The sequence below is a fragment of the Streptomyces aurantiacus genome (genome assembly GCF_001418335.1).
GTDB lineage: Bacteria > Actinomycetota > Actinomycetes > Streptomycetales > Streptomycetaceae > Streptomyces > Streptomyces aurantiacus.
Map to the genome: position 1 here is coordinate 1 of NZ_LIPP01000167.1, position 16,444 is coordinate 16,444.

At 71.9% G+C, this 16,444-nt stretch carries 15 protein-coding genes; 7 read left to right on the forward strand and 8 right to left on the reverse strand.

Annotated features, from left to right (window positions below; genetic code table 11):
- From AOK01_RS22425 to AOK01_RS22440, 4 genes are all read right to left on the reverse strand, one after another.
- The coding region (locus tag AOK01_RS22425; RefSeq protein ID WP_169800154.1) for a VOC family protein at window positions 1-222 on the reverse strand (222 nt) is incomplete at its 3' end.
- A 72-nt stretch (window positions 223-294) separates the two neighbouring features.
- Window positions 295-1,260 carry an LLM class F420-dependent oxidoreductase gene (locus AOK01_RS22430; protein ID WP_055514488.1) on the reverse strand — a complete coding sequence of 322 codons (966 nt, stop codon included), beginning with the start codon at window positions 1,258-1,260 and terminating at the stop codon, window positions 295-297.
- Window positions 1,261-1,399: 139 nt separating this feature from the next.
- Window positions 1,400-1,909 (reverse strand): flavin reductase family protein, encoded by a 510-nt coding sequence (locus AOK01_RS22435; protein WP_107099885.1) that lies wholly within the window; start codon window positions 1,907-1,909, stop codon window positions 1,400-1,402.
- Between the two features lie 69 nt (window positions 1,910-1,978).
- Window positions 1,979-2,362, reverse strand: a complete 384-nt coding sequence (locus AOK01_RS22440) for a DUF6479 family protein (RefSeq protein WP_055514492.1) — start codon at window positions 2,360-2,362, stop codon at window positions 1,979-1,981.
- A 92-nt stretch (window positions 2,363-2,454) separates the two neighbouring features.
- On the opposite strand from AOK01_RS22440, the gene AOK01_RS22445 reads away from it, so the two are divergent.
- The gene (locus AOK01_RS22445) at window positions 2,455-3,504 is read left to right on the forward strand and encodes a Ppx/GppA family phosphatase (RefSeq protein ID WP_055514494.1); all 1,050 of its coding nucleotides are present in this window, start codon (window positions 2,455-2,457) and stop codon (window positions 3,502-3,504) included.
- 51 nt (window positions 3,505-3,555) lie between these two features.
- Here the strand turns inward: AOK01_RS22445 and AOK01_RS22450 are convergent, their stop codons facing one another.
- Together AOK01_RS22450 and AOK01_RS22455 are read right to left on the reverse strand one after the other, a co-directional pair.
- Window positions 3,556-4,167 carry a MarR family winged helix-turn-helix transcriptional regulator gene (locus AOK01_RS22450; RefSeq protein ID WP_055514496.1) on the reverse strand — a complete coding sequence of 204 codons (612 nt, stop codon included), beginning with the start codon at window positions 4,165-4,167 and terminating at the stop codon, window positions 3,556-3,558.
- Window positions 4,164-5,873 (reverse strand): FUSC family protein, encoded by a 1,710-nt coding sequence (locus AOK01_RS22455; RefSeq protein ID WP_055514499.1) that lies wholly within the window; start codon window positions 5,871-5,873, stop codon window positions 4,164-4,166. Before AOK01_RS22455 ends, AOK01_RS22450 begins: the two co-directional genes overlap by 4 nt.
- A 207-nt stretch (window positions 5,874-6,080) precedes the next feature.
- On the opposite strand from AOK01_RS22455, the gene AOK01_RS22460 reads away from it, so the two are divergent.
- The 3 genes from AOK01_RS22460 to AOK01_RS22470 all read left to right on the forward strand — a co-directional run bounded on the left by AOK01_RS22460 (window position 6,081) and on the right by AOK01_RS22470 (window position 8,478).
- A complete protein-coding gene (locus tag AOK01_RS22460) occupies window positions 6,081-6,620 on the forward strand; it encodes a DUF5134 domain-containing protein (RefSeq protein WP_055514500.1) in 540 nt (179 codons plus the stop codon).
- Window positions 6,621-6,746: 126 nt separating this feature from the next.
- Complete coding sequence (locus AOK01_RS22465) at window positions 6,747-7,679, forward strand: M56 family metallopeptidase (protein WP_055514502.1); 933 nt, start codon at window positions 6,747-6,749, stop codon at window positions 7,677-7,679.
- A gap of 115 nt (window positions 7,680-7,794) precedes the next feature.
- The gene (locus tag AOK01_RS22470) at window positions 7,795-8,478 is read left to right on the forward strand and encodes a phosphatase PAP2 family protein (protein ID WP_055514505.1); all 684 of its coding nucleotides are present in this window, start codon (window positions 7,795-7,797) and stop codon (window positions 8,476-8,478) included.
- 214 nt (window positions 8,479-8,692) lie between these two features.
- Here AOK01_RS22470 and AOK01_RS22475 read toward each other — a convergent pair whose 3' ends face one another.
- A complete protein-coding gene (locus AOK01_RS22475) occupies window positions 8,693-10,963 on the reverse strand; it encodes a M4 family metallopeptidase (RefSeq protein WP_055514507.1) in 2,271 nt (756 codons plus the stop codon).
- A gap of 525 nt (window positions 10,964-11,488) precedes the next feature.
- On the opposite strand from AOK01_RS22475, the gene AOK01_RS22480 reads away from it, so the two are divergent.
- The 3 genes from AOK01_RS22480 (at window position 11,489) to nhaA (ending at window position 15,850) form a co-directional block, all read left to right on the forward strand.
- Window positions 11,489-12,277: an SAM-dependent methyltransferase gene (locus AOK01_RS22480; RefSeq protein ID WP_055514532.1), complete on the forward strand. Its 789-nt coding sequence runs from the start codon at window positions 11,489-11,491 to the stop codon at window positions 12,275-12,277.
- Between the two features lie 202 nt (window positions 12,278-12,479).
- Window positions 12,480-13,820 (forward strand): GDSL-type esterase/lipase family protein, encoded by a 1,341-nt coding sequence (locus AOK01_RS22485; protein WP_055514509.1) that lies wholly within the window; start codon window positions 12,480-12,482, stop codon window positions 13,818-13,820.
- Between the two features lie 131 nt (window positions 13,821-13,951).
- Window positions 13,952-15,850, forward strand: coding sequence for a Na+/H+ antiporter NhaA (nhaA, locus tag AOK01_RS22490; protein ID WP_079103665.1), 1,899 nt, complete (start codon window positions 13,952-13,954; stop codon window positions 15,848-15,850).
- A gap of 42 nt (window positions 15,851-15,892) precedes the next feature.
- Here the strand turns inward: nhaA and AOK01_RS22495 are convergent, their stop codons facing one another.
- On the reverse strand, window positions 15,893-16,426 hold the full coding sequence (locus AOK01_RS22495) for a TetR/AcrR family transcriptional regulator (RefSeq protein ID WP_055514513.1): 534 nt from the start codon (window positions 16,424-16,426) through the stop codon (window positions 15,893-15,895).
- Between the last annotated feature and the right edge of the window lie 18 nt (window positions 16,427-16,444).

Below are 16,444 nucleotides of genomic sequence, written 5' to 3' on the forward strand. Positions count from 1 at the left end.
GAAGTCGAGGTGCAGCTGCTGGGAGTTGGAGTCGGCGTTCGGCCAGTCCGGCGGGCGGTGGTCCGGGACCCGCTGGAAGGAGATGCGGTGCCCGCCGGGCGCGTAGAGGTCGTACCAGTTGTCGTTGTACGGCGTGACCTCGCCGCCCAGGACGGTCGCGTAGAACTCCGCCAGGGGGTCCGGGCAGTCGAGTGCTACGAGGCTGTACGTGGCGATGGCCATGCTGATCCCTTCGTTGCGGAGTTCGCCGGAAAATTCGGTACGTGCGTCTGTGCGTCGGCTCGGTGCGTCAGTTCACAGGTTCTTGAGCGCGGGCAGCAGCTTCTTCTCGGCCCAGTCCAGGAAGGGAAGCTGGTGGTCGCCGCCGATCTGGACCAGCGCGATCTCGGTGAAGCCCGCGTCGACGTAGGGGCGGACGCCCTCGACGAAGGCGTCGACGTCGTCGCCGCAGGGGATGCCCTGCTCGATGTCCTCGGGCCGGACGTACTGGGTGGCGGTGTCGAAGCTCGCCGGGCCGGGGAGTTCGGAGTTGACCGGCCAGCCGCCGAGCGCCCAGCGGAACTGCTCGTGCGCCCGTGCCACCGCGGCGTCCTTGTCGGTGTCGAAGCAGACGGGCAGCTGGCCCACCCTGGGCTTGCCGCTGCCGCCGTGCCGGTCGAAGGAGTCGATCAGTTCGGCCTTCGGCTCGGTGGCGATCACCAGGTCGGCCAGTCGGCCCGCGAGGGCGCAGGCACGCTCGCCGGACACGGCGACGCCGATGGGCGGCGGCTCGTCCGGCAGGTCGAAGAGTTTGGCGTTCACCACGTCGAAGTGCGGGCCGTGATGGTTCACGTTCTTGCCCTCGAACAGCGCGCGGATGATCTCGACGGCCTCCTCCAGCTTGTCGAGACGTACGTGAGGGGCGGGCCAGCCCCCGCCCACCACATGCTCGTTGAGGTTCTCACCGGAACCGAGCCCGAGCCGGAAGCGGCCCTCGGCGAGCAGTTGCACGGTGGCGGCCTTCTGGGCGACGACCGCCGGGTGGTAGCGGGTCGTCGGGCAGGTCACGTACGTCATGAGGGGGATCGTGGAAGTGGCCTGAGCGGCGGCGCCGAGGACGCTCCACGCGTACGGCGCGTGGCCCTGCTCCGCCAGCCAGGGGAAGTAGTGGTCGGAGATGACGGAGAAGTCGAACCCCGCCTTCTCGGCGGCCACCACATGCTGGACGAGCTCACGGGGTCCGGCCTGCTCAGTCATCATCGTGTATCCGATTTGCACCATGTCGTCCCTAGTAGCCGGTCGGCAGTACCCGAAACGTTCCCCCCGTGAGCGGCACCCGAGTGCCCGCCCCTCGGCGATCCAGTCGCCCGGAGCGGGCGCGGTTCCACGATGTCGACGAACCGCCCCGGCCTTCCGTGGGTCAGTCGACCGGGTGACCGGGGGCGATGTGGTTCACGTCGCTCAGCCGCAGCGGCTCCCCCGCGTGGCCGACGCTCCGGCCGGCGCTCTCGGACGCCACCGGGTCGAGCAGGAAACCCACGTGATCACCGGCGTCCGTGCGCTCCGCCACCCGCCCCACGAACCAGGCGGGCACTCCGTCCAGCAGGGGCACGCCGCCCGGACCGGCGGTCCACGCCGCGTGGGCGAACTTGTCGAGGCGGCGTCCGCTCCCGTCGACGCTGTCGCCGGTCTCGCCTCCGAACAGTTCCGCGAGCGCCTGCTGGTCGCGGCCGAGCAGATGCACGGCGAGCCGTCGGGCCGAGCGCGCCACCCGGAAGGTGTGGTTGGCCTTCGACAGCCACACCACGAAGCGGAACGGCCGGATCGAGCACTGCGAGGCGAAGCCCACCAGACAGCCCGCCCGCTCCCCGCCGACCTCCACCGTCACCACGTACACCGGAGGGTCGAGCCGGTCGAGGAACGGCTTCATTTTCTCCCCCTCCTCAGCGATGTCTCCTCAGCCATGTCCTCCTCAGCAGCGATGTCCTCCTCGGCGAAGTCAGTGATGGCCGAGGCCGCCGCTTCCGAAGCCTCCGCTGCTGTTCCGGTTCCACTGGGGCCGCTTCTGGTCCCTTGCCCGTCGCGTGGACATGTTGCCCAGCGACCGCAGCTCGTGCGGGGTGAGGACCCTGCCGTCGTGCGGCATCTCGTCCGGCTCGCGCATCTCCTGGACCTCGTGCACCGCGCCGCCGTCGGGCAGCCGGGGCTGTTCCTCGGGTCGCGGCGGACCGGGTTCCCGGGCGCGCACCCGCATGCCCCACCACACCGCGCCGATCAGCATGGCCGTGACCACAAGTCCCACCAAGAGGGGTCCCAGGACGAAGGGCGCCGAACCGGCCACTACTTCGTGCGGGATCGCTCCATCCCTGCCGAAGCTCTCCATGCGGGGCGAGTACCCATACAGAACGACCCAAACAGGGCGCCATCGGTATACGGATCGCGTGTGCCGGGGGCCGGCGAGGGTACGGGGAGGGGATGCGAATGGGTGTACTTGACGTCGGCTCGAACACGGTGCGGCTGGTGATCGCGGAGACGGACGGAGCGGTTCCGCTCCCCGTGCACACCGCCAAGCGTCGGCTGAGGCTCTCCGCTCATGTGGAGCGGGGCGGTCATCTGCCGAAGGAACAGGTGGACCGGCTGGTGGAGGCGGTGGAGGACGCCGTGGACGAGGGGCGGCGCTGGGGGGTGACCCGGCCCTTCGCCTTCGCCACCGCGATCGTGCGGGACGCCCCGAACCGCTCCGAGGTCCTCGGACGGGTCGCCGCGGAGTCGGGGGTGCCGCTGCACGTACTGCCCGGCGAGGTGGAGGCGGAGCTGACCTTCCTGGCCGCCCGGCGCTGGATGGGCTGGCGCGCGGGGCCGCTGGCCCTGCTGGACATCGGGGGCGGTTCCCTTGAGGTGGCCTTCGGCCGGAGCAAACTGCCCGACTTCGCGATCTCGCTGCCGCTGGGGGCGAACCGGCTGACCCGTGAGTTCTTCCGCGGCCAGGACCCGCCGTCGGCGCACCGGACCAGGCTGCTGCGCCGGCACGTACGCCATCAGCTGCGCGACGTCGCGGCGCGCATCCGCTGGGAGGCTCCCCGGACGGCGGTCGTCAGCTCGCGGATGTTCCAGCAGCTGGGCCGGCTGTGCGGGGCCGCTCCCGGCCGGTCCGGGCCCTTCACCTCCCGGAGCATGACCCGCTCCGACCTCGGCAGTGCCGTGAAGCAGCTCGCCGCGCTGCCGTCCGCCGAGCGTGCCCTGCTGCCGGGCATCTCCCCCGCGCGTGCCGGTCAGTCCCTGGCCGGAGCGATCGTCGCGCACACGACGATGAAGCTGATGGGCATCGACGAGGTGACCGTCTGCCCCTGGGCACTGCGCGAAGGGGTGCTGTTGCGCTGTATCGAGGACGGCAGCTCCGACTGGTGGGACGCGTACGGTCTGCGGGCCCAGGAGGCCACGGCGCCGCTGCTGCTGCACCCCCTGCGCGAAACCACGGCGGCGCCCGTGCCCACCACCGCGTCCTCGGCCCGGCACCCAGGCTGACGGACAGCAGGCAGACAGCAGGCAGACAGCTGACAGTCGGCGCCCGGAGCCCTACGCCGTGGTGCGCGGAGTGCGCAGCCGGCCCTCCAGCTGGACCAGCAGGTCGCCGAGCAGAGCGGCGAGTTCACGCTGGTCGGTGCCGCCGAGTCCGGCCAGGACCGTCGTCTCGTACGAGAGCTGCGCGGGCAGGATGCCGTCGACGAGGGCGCGTCCCGCGTCCGTGAGGCGGACATGGGCGACGCGGCGGTCGCGGGTGTCGCCACGGCGCTCGACGAGGCCGCGCTCGGTCAGCTGCTTCAGCCGTTTGGTGACGGCGGCGCCGGAGGAGAAGGTCTCCCGGGCCAGTTCGCCGGGCGTCAGTTCCAGGCCCGTGCGGCGCAGCGCTCCGAGGAGGTCGAACTCGGGGCGCGTCAGTCCGGCGTGCCGCAGCGGCGAGTCCTCGGCCTGCTGGAGGAGCGCGGCACAGCGGTTGATGCGGCCGATGACCTCCATGGGCGCGGTGTCGAGGTCGGGACGGACCGCCTCCCACTGCCGGACCACCGCGGCGACCGTGTCTCCCGCGCCCGGCCGCCCGGCCGCGGCTTCCCCGCGTGACTCGCCACCAGGCCACTCGCCACCGGGGGCGTCGACGCCGACCGTTCCCCGTCCGTTCGCTGCCGTCATGCCTGTACGTCCTCCAGAAGGTGCGGTCCCTGCCCTCGTACCGTCGCCGCGAGCGTACGGTGTCCGGTCCGCTCGGCGAGCACCACCCGCTCCTGGGGCAGGGCGCGCTGCCACCATTCGCCGGCCGCCGCGTCGGCCGTGGCACGCAGCTCGACGAGCGCGGCGGCCAGCCGACGGCGGGCGGACTCCAGCGCGCCGGGGGCGGGGCGCTCGGCGGCGACGATCCGGGCCGCGTGCTCGCGAGCGTGCTCCACGGCGTCGAGGGCGTTCTCGATGTGGTCTCCGGCACGTCGGTTGGTGACGGCGACCGCGGCCACGAATCCGACGACCGCGCCGACCAGGGTGTCCACGACCCGGTCCGCCATCAGCGCGCCGGGCTCCTGGAAGCCCGTGAACTCGGTGATGAGCAGCGCCATCGGGGTCACACAGATACTGCCGAGCCAGTAGTTGCGGGTGATCAGGGCCTCCGCGCCGAAGTTGAGGGCGAGGCAGCACAGGACCAGGGCGGCCGGGCCGAGGTGGGCGAGCGGGGCGACGACCGCGAAGAGGAGGACGCCGACGACGTTGCCGACGACGCGTTGCACCCCTCGGCTCCAGGTCAGCGTGGTGTTCGCCTGGTAGAGCGAGGCAGCGGTGACCAGGGCCCAGTACGGCCGGCCGACGCCGAGCGCCAACGACACGTAACCGGCGAGGGCGCAGCCGAGCGCGGTGCGCAGGGCGAACGGGAGGAGGGGGCCGAGCCTGCTGCTCAGCTTCCGCTTCCCGGCGGCGAGTTCGATCTCCACGCCGAGCAGTTCGTCGGCGGCCTGCGCCGGCTCCAGGCGGGGTACGGGGCTCGTGCCGCGCAGGTCGCGGGCCCAGGAGTGCAGCCGGGCGGGGTCCGTGTCGGCCGGTGCGGCGAGCGCGACCTCGGCCCGTACGACGAGCCGTTCGAGGGCGCGGCGGGGCTCGGGGCGCGCTCCGGCGGCGAGGAGCGACTGCCAGGCGGCGTGCACGGTGGCGGACGCGGTGGCCCGGGCCCGTTCGTGACCGCTACCCGTACCGCTGTGCGCGCCACCGCCCGTACCGCTGCGCGTGCCGGTGGCGGACGCCTCGACGTACGCCTCGACGTACGCGGCGGTCGCGTTCAGCGCGCGGGCCGTGGCCCGGCGTTCCGGCCCGTGCGGGCGCAGCAGGCCCGGCGCCATGCCGACGAGCCAGGCCCAGGCGCCCGCCGCGGCGGCGAGGGCGAGGTGTCCGGGGACCTGGCCGAGGGTCTGGGGGGCGAAGAGGGACGCGGAGCTGATGAAGGTGAAGATCACCGGTCCGGGCGGACCGATGCGGGTCACGTCGGACATCGACTTGTGCGCGGCGGCGAGCAGCGCGCCGACCGCGACCAGGACCGCGGCGGACGACGTGAGCGACGCCGTGAGCAGTGCGACCGCGACCGAGGCGAGCATGCCGAGGACGACCCATGCCAGAGCACGGCCGCGGGCCGCGTAGGGCAGGTTGTGTGCGTAGAGCGCGCAGAGCGACCCGGCCATCGTGTAGAGGGCGAGGTCCAGCCGGCCGAGGGCCAGCAGCGTCAGGTTCGGCACGCCGACCGCGACGACCACACTCAGCGCGGGCTTGAACCAGATGTCGGAGGGGCGGTTGAGGCGCAGAACGCCGGCGAGCGGCAGTCGGCGGACGGGGGTGGGAGAGGGCGTGGGTCGGGCACTGCTCATGCCAAAAGGTTAGCAGGTGTTTTACTGGTAAATGATTTGGCGGACTCCGCTCACCCCCGGGCCCTCCCGCCCGCCTCCCGTTCCCCGCGCACTCCCGCACGCTCCCCCGCGTACACCCTTGCGCTCGCCCGCACCCGCTTGTGCTCCGCCGGGCCGGGGCATCACTTCGACCGAACTGTCCGACACCGTCGAGCGGGGAGGTACGCGGTGCACGGACCGGGATCGTCCGGCTGGCTGCTCGTCGCGCTGTGCGCGGCGACCGGGGCCTACTGCCTGCTGCGCATGCGCAGCGGGGTCGAGGAGCAGCGCCGTGCCGCGGGTGGCGAGGCCCTGATGGGCTTCGGCATGGCCGCGATGGCGGTGCCCGCGACGGTGCTCGCGCCGCCGCGCTGGGCCTGGGCCGCCTACGTGGCCGTGTTCGGGGCGGCCGCGCTGCGTTCCCTGTGGGCGGCGTGGCGCAGTGCCCATCATCTGCACCATCTGGTGGGCGCGTTCGCCATGGTCTACATGGCCGCGGTGATGGCGAGCGGGACACACTCCGGGGTACCCGTCCTCACCGGAGTGCTGCTCGGGTACTTCACGGCGTACGTGCTGTGGACGGGGACGCGGCTCGTTCCGGTCGCGGTCGGCGGAAACGCGGGAGGCGGCGGCGCCCCTCCGCCCGGCTGGGGCGACCGGCTGGAGCTGGCGCGGGCCTGCCGGCTCTCCATGGGCATCGGCATGCTCGCGATGCTTCTCGCACTCTGAGCCGGTTTGTCTCACGTTCCGGGCACGCGTCTGTGTCCCCCGAACCGGCTGTACGGAATCGTGGTCTGCGTCACTTGCCTCGGCGGACCGTATCCGGCGGCGCCGCCGCGCTCATAGGCTGCACCCATGATGGTCCCCGCGGCACTGCTGCTGCTCGGCGCCCTGGCCGCCGTTCTCGCTCCGCGGCTGCTCGCCCGGACGGACTGGCAGGACCGCGAACCGGTGGTCGCCCTGTGGGTGTGGCAGTGCGTCGTGATGGCCGTACTGCTCTGCTGCGCGCTGTCGATGACGCTCAGCGCGGCCGCCGCCTGGCAGGCCGTACGCGGCCATGTCTTCGCCCCCGCCCCGCACGCCGTGGTGCAGGCCTACGCGCCCGCCTCGGGCCCCTGGGCCGCGGCGACGGCGGTGACGCTCGCACTCGGCGGCATGTGGAGCGCGACCATGCTGGCCCGCGAGATCAGCCGGGCCAGGACCCGGCGCCGCCGGCGACGGGCCGAACTCCTCGACCGCGCCCCGCTGTTGCCCGGCGAGGAGCCGGGCGGCGAGCGGCTGGTCGTGCTGGAGGGCGAGCGCCCCGACGCCTGGTGGCTGCCCGGAGCCGCGCCCCAACTCGTCATCACCACAGCCGCGTTGCGCCGCCTCAAGGGCCAGCAGCTGGACGCCGTACTCGCCCATGAACAGGGACACGCACGCGCCCGGCACGACTGGCTGCTGCACTCCTCGGCCGCGCTGGCCACCGGTTTTCCCCAGGTTCCGGTGTTCGCGGCGTTCCGCGACGAGATGCACCGGCTGGTCGAACTCGCCGCCGACGACATGGCGTCGCGCCGCTTCGGGCGGCTGACGATCGCCCTCGCTCTGGTGGAACTCAACGAGGACAGCGGGGTGTTCGGCCCCTGCCCGACGCCGCAGGCCCATGTCCCGCAGCGGGTCCACCGGTTGCTCGCTCCGACGGACCGCCTCCCTCCTGTCCGCCGGCTGAAGCTCACCGCCGCCGCGGCGCTGGTGCCGGTGATCCCGCTCCTGGTGGCTTTCGGGCCGGGTCTGCGGGCGCTGGGATAACCGGATCCACCGCGCACCGGAAGCACCGGATTCATCCCCACCGGGCGCACCGGATCCACCCACGCCGGGAACACCGGGTTCGCCTCAGGGCCCACCGGTCGGCGAGGATCGCCGCATGCACTCTCCCGTCGACTCGCCACCCCACGCGACAGGCCCCGGAATCGCCCTGCGCGTCGCCGCGGCTCTCGCCCTTCCCACCGTGCTGCTGCTCGCCCTGGTCACGGTCTCCTGGGAGCCGCTCATGGCCCTCGACGGCGACATCGCCCGCACCACCCACCGTTGGGCGGTCGACGACCCGGATCTGACCCAGGCGTTCCGCATCCTCACGGACTGGGTGTGGGACCCCTGGGCGATGCGGGCCCTGATCACCGTCGCCGTGCTCTGGCTGGTGCTGCATCACGGAACATGGTGGCTGGCTCTATGGCTGACGACCACATGTGTGCTCGGCACACTGCTCCAGCAGGGGCTCAAGGCGGCGGTCGACCGCGAGCGTCCCGTCTGGTCCGACCCCGTGGACTCCGCCCACTACGCGGCCTTCCCCTCCGGGCACGCCATGACGGCCACGGTGGTGTGCGGCCTGCTGCTGTGGCTCCTCCACCTGTACGGCGCCGGGCGCGTCCTGTGGCGTATCGCGCTGGCGGTGTCGGTGGTGTCCGTCGTCGGCGTGGGGCTCACCCGGATCTGGCTGGGGGTGCACTGGCCGTCGGACGTGCTCGGCGGATGGCTCCTGGGTGCGGTGGCGGTGGCGCTCGCGGTGGTCTCGTACGGCAGGTTCCGGGGCGCGGGCGCGCTGCGCTGACACCCGGGCGGACCCCCGTCGCGCTTGCGGGCGCGCTGCGCTGACGCGCGGGCCGGCCCCCGTCGGCCTTGCAGGCCTGCGACCTCACAGGCCCGCGGGTGGTGTGGTCGGACTCCTCGCGCACCGCCCGGACCGTGCCGTGCCACCGCCCGCCCGGACCATGGCGCGGTCCGGGCGGGCGATCGGTCGGTCGGGCGGTCGGATCGGCAGTGCGTCAGGGAGTGATCCGCCACTGCTGGATGTAGCCCACGTCGATGGCCGCCACGTCACGCACCCGCAGCTTCCAGGTGCCGTCGACCGGCTGCGCCGAGGCGTTCACCGTGAAGGTCTGGTTCACGTTGTCGGCCGAACCCCCGCTGCGGTTCAGCAGCGAGTACACGGTCCCGTCCGGGCCCACCAGATCGACCGTCAGATCGCCCCGGTAGGTGTGGACGATGTTGACGTACACCTCCGTGGCGGCCGAGGCGTTGCCCGGGCGGCCGGTGATGGTGATGGGTGACTCGACCGCGGCACCGACGTCGGGGATGTCGACGCGGGTGCCGTTGGCGTAGATGAACGCCACCCGCCACTCGAAGGTGTCCGACACGGCCGAGCCCGTGCTGTCCGTGACCGTCACGGTCACGTCGCTGGTACCGGTGGTGGTCGGGACCCCGGAGATCAGTCCGCTGTCGCTCAGGGTCAGTCCGTCGGGCAGACCGGTGGCCTCGTAGGACAGGGTCGCGTCCGAGTTGGTGGTGTACGCGTCGAGCTGCAGGGACACCTCCTGGCCGACACCCGAGGTCTGGTCGTCGATCGGCGCGAGGTTGGTGCCGACCGCGATGCGGTCGCCGACGTTGATGCCCGCCCAGGCGGCGGCGACGGCGAGGTAGGTGTCGCTGTAGGCCCCGAAGAGGTCGGTCGCGGCCCGCAGGGTGGCGTCCCGGGCGCCCGCGTAGTTGGTCGACGAGGTCATGTACGTCGTCAGCGCGCGGTACCAGATGCTCGCCGCGTTCTCGATGCCGATGCCCGTCACGGGCACGTCGTCGTAGGTCGGGCTGTCGTAGGACACCCCGTTGACGGTCTTCGCTCCGCTGCCCTCGGACAGCAGGTAGAAGAGGTGGTTGGCCGGCCCGGAGGAGTAGTGGACGTCGATGCCGCCCAGCGACGCGTCCCAGTAGTCGCGGGAGGCGCCGTCCTGGGAGGGCTTGTCCATGTAGCGCAGCGGGGTGCCGTCACCGTTGATGTCGATCTTCTCGCCGACCAGGTAGTCGGGGACGTCCGCCTCCAGGTCGGAGTGGAACTCCACCGCGGCGGCGAAGATGTCCGACGTCGCCTCGTTGAGGCCGCCCGACTCCCCCGAGTACGTCAGGTTGGCGGTGGCGCTGGTGACGCCGTGGGACATCTCGTGGGCCGCCACGTCCAGCGAGGTCAGCGGACTGGCGTTGCCCGCGCCGTCGCCGTACGTCATGCAGAAGCAGGAGTCCTGCCAGAAGGCGTTGACGTAGCTGTTGCCGTAGTGGGCGCGGCTGTAGGCGGCCACGCCGTCGTTCCGGATGCCGTTGCGGCCGAAGGAGTCCTTGTAGTAGTCCCAGGTGGCCGCGGCGCCGTAGGCGACGTCCACGCCGGCGGTCTGCCGGTTGCTCTGCGTCCCGTCACCCCAGACATCGTTGTCATCGGTGAAGAGTGTGCCGGTGCCGGAGGTCCCCTGATTCAGGTCGTACGTACGCTGGTCGGCGCGGTCGCCGTCGACGAGCTGGAACGACGAACCGACCGCCGTGGAGCCGACCTCGACCGTGCCGTTGTACTGGCCGTGGCCCGTTCCGGTGTGCACGCCCTCGTACGTCTGGGCGACCTTCCCACTGGCCGCGTCGGTGACGACGTGCAGTTCGCTGGGGGTGCCGTCGTCCTGGACTCCCTCGACGACGGTGTCCCAGGCCAGGACCGGCGTGGACCCGGCGGCCCACACCACGAGCCGAGGCTTGCCTTCGACCTCGGACCGCTTCACGTCGGCCGCCTTGCCGACCGTCAGCGCCTTGTCGGCGGCGCGGGCCGCGGAGATCTTGGGCGTGGTGGTCGTGACCTCGATGGTGGCGCGGGTGGCCTTGGAGGTGGTGCTCCGGCCGTCCTTACGGTGCAGCACGAGGTCGCCGCCGAGGACCGGGAGCCCCGCGTACGTGCGCTCGTACCGGGTGTGTGTCGTGCCGTCGGCATCCTTGACGACGTCCTTGACGACGAGCTTCTCCCGGGAGCCGAGGCCGAGTTCCTTCGCCGTGTCACCGGACTTCGCGGTGGCGCTCTTGATGAGCGAGGTGCGCGCGGCGGGTGACAGGGTGGTCTGGGCGGCGCCGGCCCGCGGCGTGGCGACGATCTTCGAGGGGCCGGGGTCGGCGGGTGCGGCGGACACGGGTCCGCTCTGGACTCCGAGGGCGAGCAGCGAACTCGCGGTCGTGAGGGCCAGGGCTGCGGCGCGTCTGCGCCGGCGGGCGGAGCGGTGGTACCCGGACAATGTCTTCTCCTCCTGCGACGGCCGGCTCCTGGTGGGGGCCGGCGGTGAACGGGCCAACCGGGTAGGGCCGGCCCGAGACGGGGGGTGGTGCGGGAAGGAGCGCAGCACGAGGTGCACACGGAAGGCGCCCGAGAACTCGGCGGCGCGTGAGACGTGAGAGTGCGGGGAATGTGTGAGTGGGTCGTGGGGAGGCGTGAACGAAGGGTGAACGTTCGACAGCAGAGTGACATCAGGCACACAGGGTTGTCATGGATGCGCCAAGACAACGGCTTGAATTGACCATTGTTTGCTGGGAGTTCTTCGCCGGCGGCACGTGTTTTCGGCCGTTGCCGCGTGCTCGCGGGAGATCTCCCGGGAGATCCCGTGGCACCGGTCGAGGTGCCTCCCTCCCGCCCGGGTCCGTGCTCCCGCCGGCTGTCCCCGCACCGCGGATCGGCACTTCCCTCTCACACGGATCGCATGATGTACTCCACCGAAGTGATCGAACAGTCGGTCCGCCCCGTTCATCGGCTCGACGGAGTTGCCATGCCCAGCGGCCCTCAGCAGGTTCCACAGATCGTGACCGACAAGGCGCATCCCGCCCGCGTCTACGACTGGCTGCTCGGCGGCAAGGACAACTACCCGGTCGACGAGGCGGTGGGAGAGAAACTGCCGCCCGAGGCCAGGGACGGGGCGCGGCAGAACCGCCAGTTCATGCACCGTGCGGCCGCCTGGCTCGCCACCCAGGGCATCGACCAGTTCCTGGACATCGGGACGGGCATCCCCACCGAGCCCAACCTGCACCAGATCGTCCAGGGCATCGTGCCGTCGGCGAAGGTCGTCTACACCGACAACGACCCGATCGTGCTGCGGCACGCCGAGGCACTGCTGGTCAGCCATGCCGACGGAGTCACCGACTACATCGAGGCCGACGTACGGCAGCCGGAAGCGATCGTCGAGCACGCCCGGCACGTCCTGGACTTCTCCCGCCCGATCGCGCTGTCGCTGATCGCGCTGATGCACTTCCTCCCCGATGACCAGGACGCCCGGGCCATCGTCCGGGCCCTGGTCGCCACGCTGCCGCCGGGCAGCTATCTGGTGCTGTCGCACGCCTCGTCCGACGTGTATCCGGAACTTTCCGCGCAGGTCACCGCCGAGTACGCGAAGGGCGGCATCCAACTCGGCTTCCGCACCCGCGCCGGGGTGGAGCGCTTCTTCGACGGGCTCGAACTCGTACCGCCCGGCCTGGTGACGGCGACGGAGTGGGGTGCCCCGGACGAGGTGCTCGCGGTCGAAGGAAGCGGCATCTACGCGGGCGTGGCCCGCATTTCGTGAACCGCGGGGGCCTTCGGGCATGGCATGGGCCGGGCCGACGGTCGCCGGAGGCCGGCAGCGCCGCCGCCGGCCGGTCCGTGGCAATTGGCACCGGCCGCCACGTCTGACGCAGGAGTCCCAGGGGCAAGCCATACGGGATTGAGCCGCTGCGGTTTCGGCAGTTCCACCTGCGCCGGGGCCGTACAACCCCGGAGGGACCTCCATGCACCCTTTCCGTACAACCTCACTGCGGCGCGCCGCGGTGGCCCTGGCCCTGACACTCGTGGCGTCCGGGTCGGCGGTCTCCGCCACCACGGCCGCCACCCCGGCCGCCACGACGGCCTCCACCCCGGCGTCCGCCTCGGGCGGTCAGTCCTCGGCGGGAGCGACGAAGCGGGCATGGTTCACGTCCTGGGCCCAGTCCCAGCAGGATCTCGCCCCGACTCCCCTGCGCGACCAGTCCGTTCGCATGATCACGCATCTCAGTCAGGGCGGCGGGGCGCTGCGGTTCCGGATCCAGAACACGTTCGGCACGACCCCGCTGACCGTCGACGCCGCGACCGTCGGCCGAAGCGGCCAGGGCGGCGCGGCGATCGAGGGCGACATCCGTACCGTCACCTTCGACGGCCGGCCCGAGGTCGTCGTCCCGCCCGGCGGGGAGGTGTGGAGCGACGCCGCCGCGTTGCAGACCCGCGCGCAGGACGACATCGCCGTCTCCCTGTCCGTGTCCGGCACGGTCACCCCCGGAAGACACACCGGTGCCTTCCGCTCCAACTACCTCACCGCGCCCGGCTCGGGCGACCACACCTCGGAGGCGAGCGGCTCCGCCTACACGCAGACGGTCGGCTCCACGTATCTGGTCAGCGCCGTCGACGTCCACAACCCGGCCCTCAAGGGCACGATCGTCGCGTTCGGGAGCTCGGTGGTCGACGGGACCGGCAGCGACAACTGCGGGCCCGGTTGTACGCCGGACGGCACCGACCACCGCTGGACGGACGACGTCGCCCGCCGCATCACCGCCGAACTTCCGGGCACCCGGCAGCTCGCGGTCGCCAACGCGGGCATAGGCGGCACGACGAGCTCCGCCGCCTGCCCGCGCAACCCCGCCGGGATACGGGGCCTCGACGCGGCGTCCCGGCTGGACCGTGACGTGCTCGACCTGCACGGGGTGACCGGGGTCCTCTACTACTACGGCACGAACGACCTCGCCAACGGCTGCGACGCCGCGCAGATCCTGAGCAGCTACGACGAGGTGTTCCAGCGCCTGCGCGCCGCCGGCGTCAAGGTCTATGTCACGCCCATCACCTCGCGTCCCGGCTACACCGACCAGAACAACCTCGACCGCCACGCCGTCGGCACGCACGTCAAGAAGCGGAACAACTGCGACGGAACCTGCGACGGCGTCATGGACTTCGACCAGGTGCTCAAGGACCCGCTGAAGCCCAACGGCATCAACCCGGCCTACGACACCGGCGACGGGATCCACGTCAACATCGCCGGCCAGCGGGCACTGGCCGACTTCGTCCCCCTGCCGATGCTCCTCTCCTCGACCGCGCGCCGCTGACACCGCTCACACTCACACTCACTGCTCACACCGCTGTCACCGCTGACACCGCTGACACCGCCGGCTGACAGCACGGCGTCCGCGCCGCGCGGGGTGCCGGATCATGAGTGGGTGAGAATCGGGGGGTGACCGTGCCACCTGAAACCTCACCCCCGTCGGGACAGACCCCGTGCGGCGAGGACGCCCGCAGCCCCCTGCGCGTCTTCCTGCAGACGGAGACCGGCAGTGCCGCGGTACTGCTCGCCGGCGCACTCGCCGCCCTCGTCTGGGCCAACGTCGCCGCCGACTCCTACGAGACGCTGTGGGGCACCGAGTTGTCGGTCCGCATCGGCTCGGGCTCGGTGTCACTGGACCTGCGTGAGTGGCTGAACAGCGGGCTGATGACGCTGTTCTTCCTCGTCGTCGGCCTGGAGGCACGCCGCGAGTTCGACATGGGTGAGCTGCGCGAACGCCGGCGGATCACCCTGCCGCTGCTCGCCGGGCTCAGCGGCATGCTCGTACCCGTCGCGATCTACCTGGCCGTCAACGCGGGCGAGGACTCCGTCCATGGCTGGGGTGCCGCCATGTCCACGGACACGGCCTTCGCCCTGGGCATGCTCGCCGTCTTCGGGACGCGGCTGCCCAACAGCCTGCGGGTCTTCATCCTCACCGTCGCCGTCGTCGACGACTTCCTGGCCCTGGCCGTCATCGCCTTCGCGTACAGCGGAGCCGTCGCCCTGCCCGCGCTGCTGACCGCGCTCTGCCTCTTCGGCCTCGTCCTGCTGCTGCGACGCACCATCGGAATGCGCCTCCCCTCCCTGTACGGGGTGCTGGGCGCGGCGATCTGGGTGGCGCTCCTGAAGTCGGGAGTGGACCCGGTGGTGACCGGCCTCGCGATGGGTCTGCTGACCTACGCCCGCCCGGCGGAGCGCCAGGACCTGGAACAGGCCAGTCGGGTGTTCCGGCGCTTCCGCGAGCAGCCGACCCCCGAACTGGAACGCACCGTACGACGTCAGATCGCCTCGACGCTCTCCCCCAACGACCGGCTCCAGCGCATGCTCCATCCCTGGACGAGCTACGTCATCGTGCCGCTGTTCGCCCTCGCCAACGCCGGCATTACGCTCAGCGGGAGCCAGCTGTCCCACGCCTTCACCTCACCGGTCACGCTCGGCATCCTGCTCGGTTACGTGCTCGGCAAGCCGCTCGGCATCATCGGCGCCACCTGGCTCACCACACGCATCAGCGCGGGGCGGCTGCACCCGCCGGTCGGCTGGGGCGCCATCACCGCGGGCGGCACCCTGGCGGGGGTGGGCTTCACCGTGTCCCTGCTGATCGCCACTCTCGCCTTCGACGGCGACCGGCTGGAACAGGCGAAGATCGGCGTCCTGGCCGCCGTACTCTGCTCGTTCCTCCTCACCTGGCTGGTCACCGGGTTGATCAGCGCCCTGTCCGGGACCTCCCGTGCCCGCGCCCTCCTCGGCACCGGCCAGAGCATCGTCGACCTGAGCGACCCCGTCGACATGGACCGCGACCACGTACGCGGCCCGCTGGACGCGCCGGTGACCCTCCTGGAGTACGGGGACTTCGAGTGCCCCTACTGCGGGCTGGCCGAGCCGGTGGTGCGCGAACTGCTCGCCGACTTCGGCGATGTGCGCTACGTGTGGCGGCACCTGCCGCTCACCGACGTGCACCCCGGTGCGCAGCTCGCGGCGGAGGCCGCCGAGGCCGCGGCCCACCAGGACCGCTACTGGGAGATGCACGAGCAGATGATGTCGCACCAAGGGGATCTGCGGCCGAAGGACCTGCTGCGCCATGCCGAGGAGATCGGTCTCGACATCGACCGCTTCCGCGCCGACCTCCGAGCCGGCGCGGGCGCCGCACGGGTCGCCGCCGACGTGGAGTCCGCCGACCTCAGCGGGGTGTCCGGCACTCCCACGTTCTTCGTCAACGGCCGTCGCCACCACGGCGCCTACGACATCGCCACCCTGTCCGCGGCGGTACGCGCCGCGCGGGCCCGGGCCGCTCTCACGGGGACGGCTCAGCAGACCTGACGCCAGACGTGCGACAGAACAACCCCGGGTGCGGCAGCCTTCTCAGAGAGCGCGCAGGCCCCGGTCGGCGAAGGCGATCAGCCACTCGAAGCTCTCGTCGATGTCGGCGCTCCACTGGAAGCCGTTGGCCGCCTGCAACGTGGCGAAGCCGTGGCAGAGGCTGCGGAGCATACGCAGGGCGTGGTCCAGGTCGGACTCCGCGATCTCGTAGCCGCGCAGGACCGCCGTGAAAGCGCCGAGCACCCGCATGCCCTCGGTGGCCAGCGGATCGTCCGGGCCGGAGGGTTCCACGCCGATCGTCGCGGCGTACCGGCCGGGGTGCTCCACGACGAAGGTGCGGAAGGCGCGCGCCGCGGCCGCCAGGGCGTCGCGGCCCGCGTACCCCTGGACCGCGCCGCCGACGGCGTCGGCCGCCTCGCGCAACGCCAGGACCGCGATGCGCCGGTTGAGGTCTTCCTGACCGCTCACGTGCTTGTACAGGGAAGGGGTACGCACGCCCACCCGCTCGGCCAGCAGGCCCATGGTCAGGTTGGTGAGGCCCACCTCGTCGGCGAGGGCGGCCCCGGCCGCGACCACGGCCGCCGGGTCCAGGCC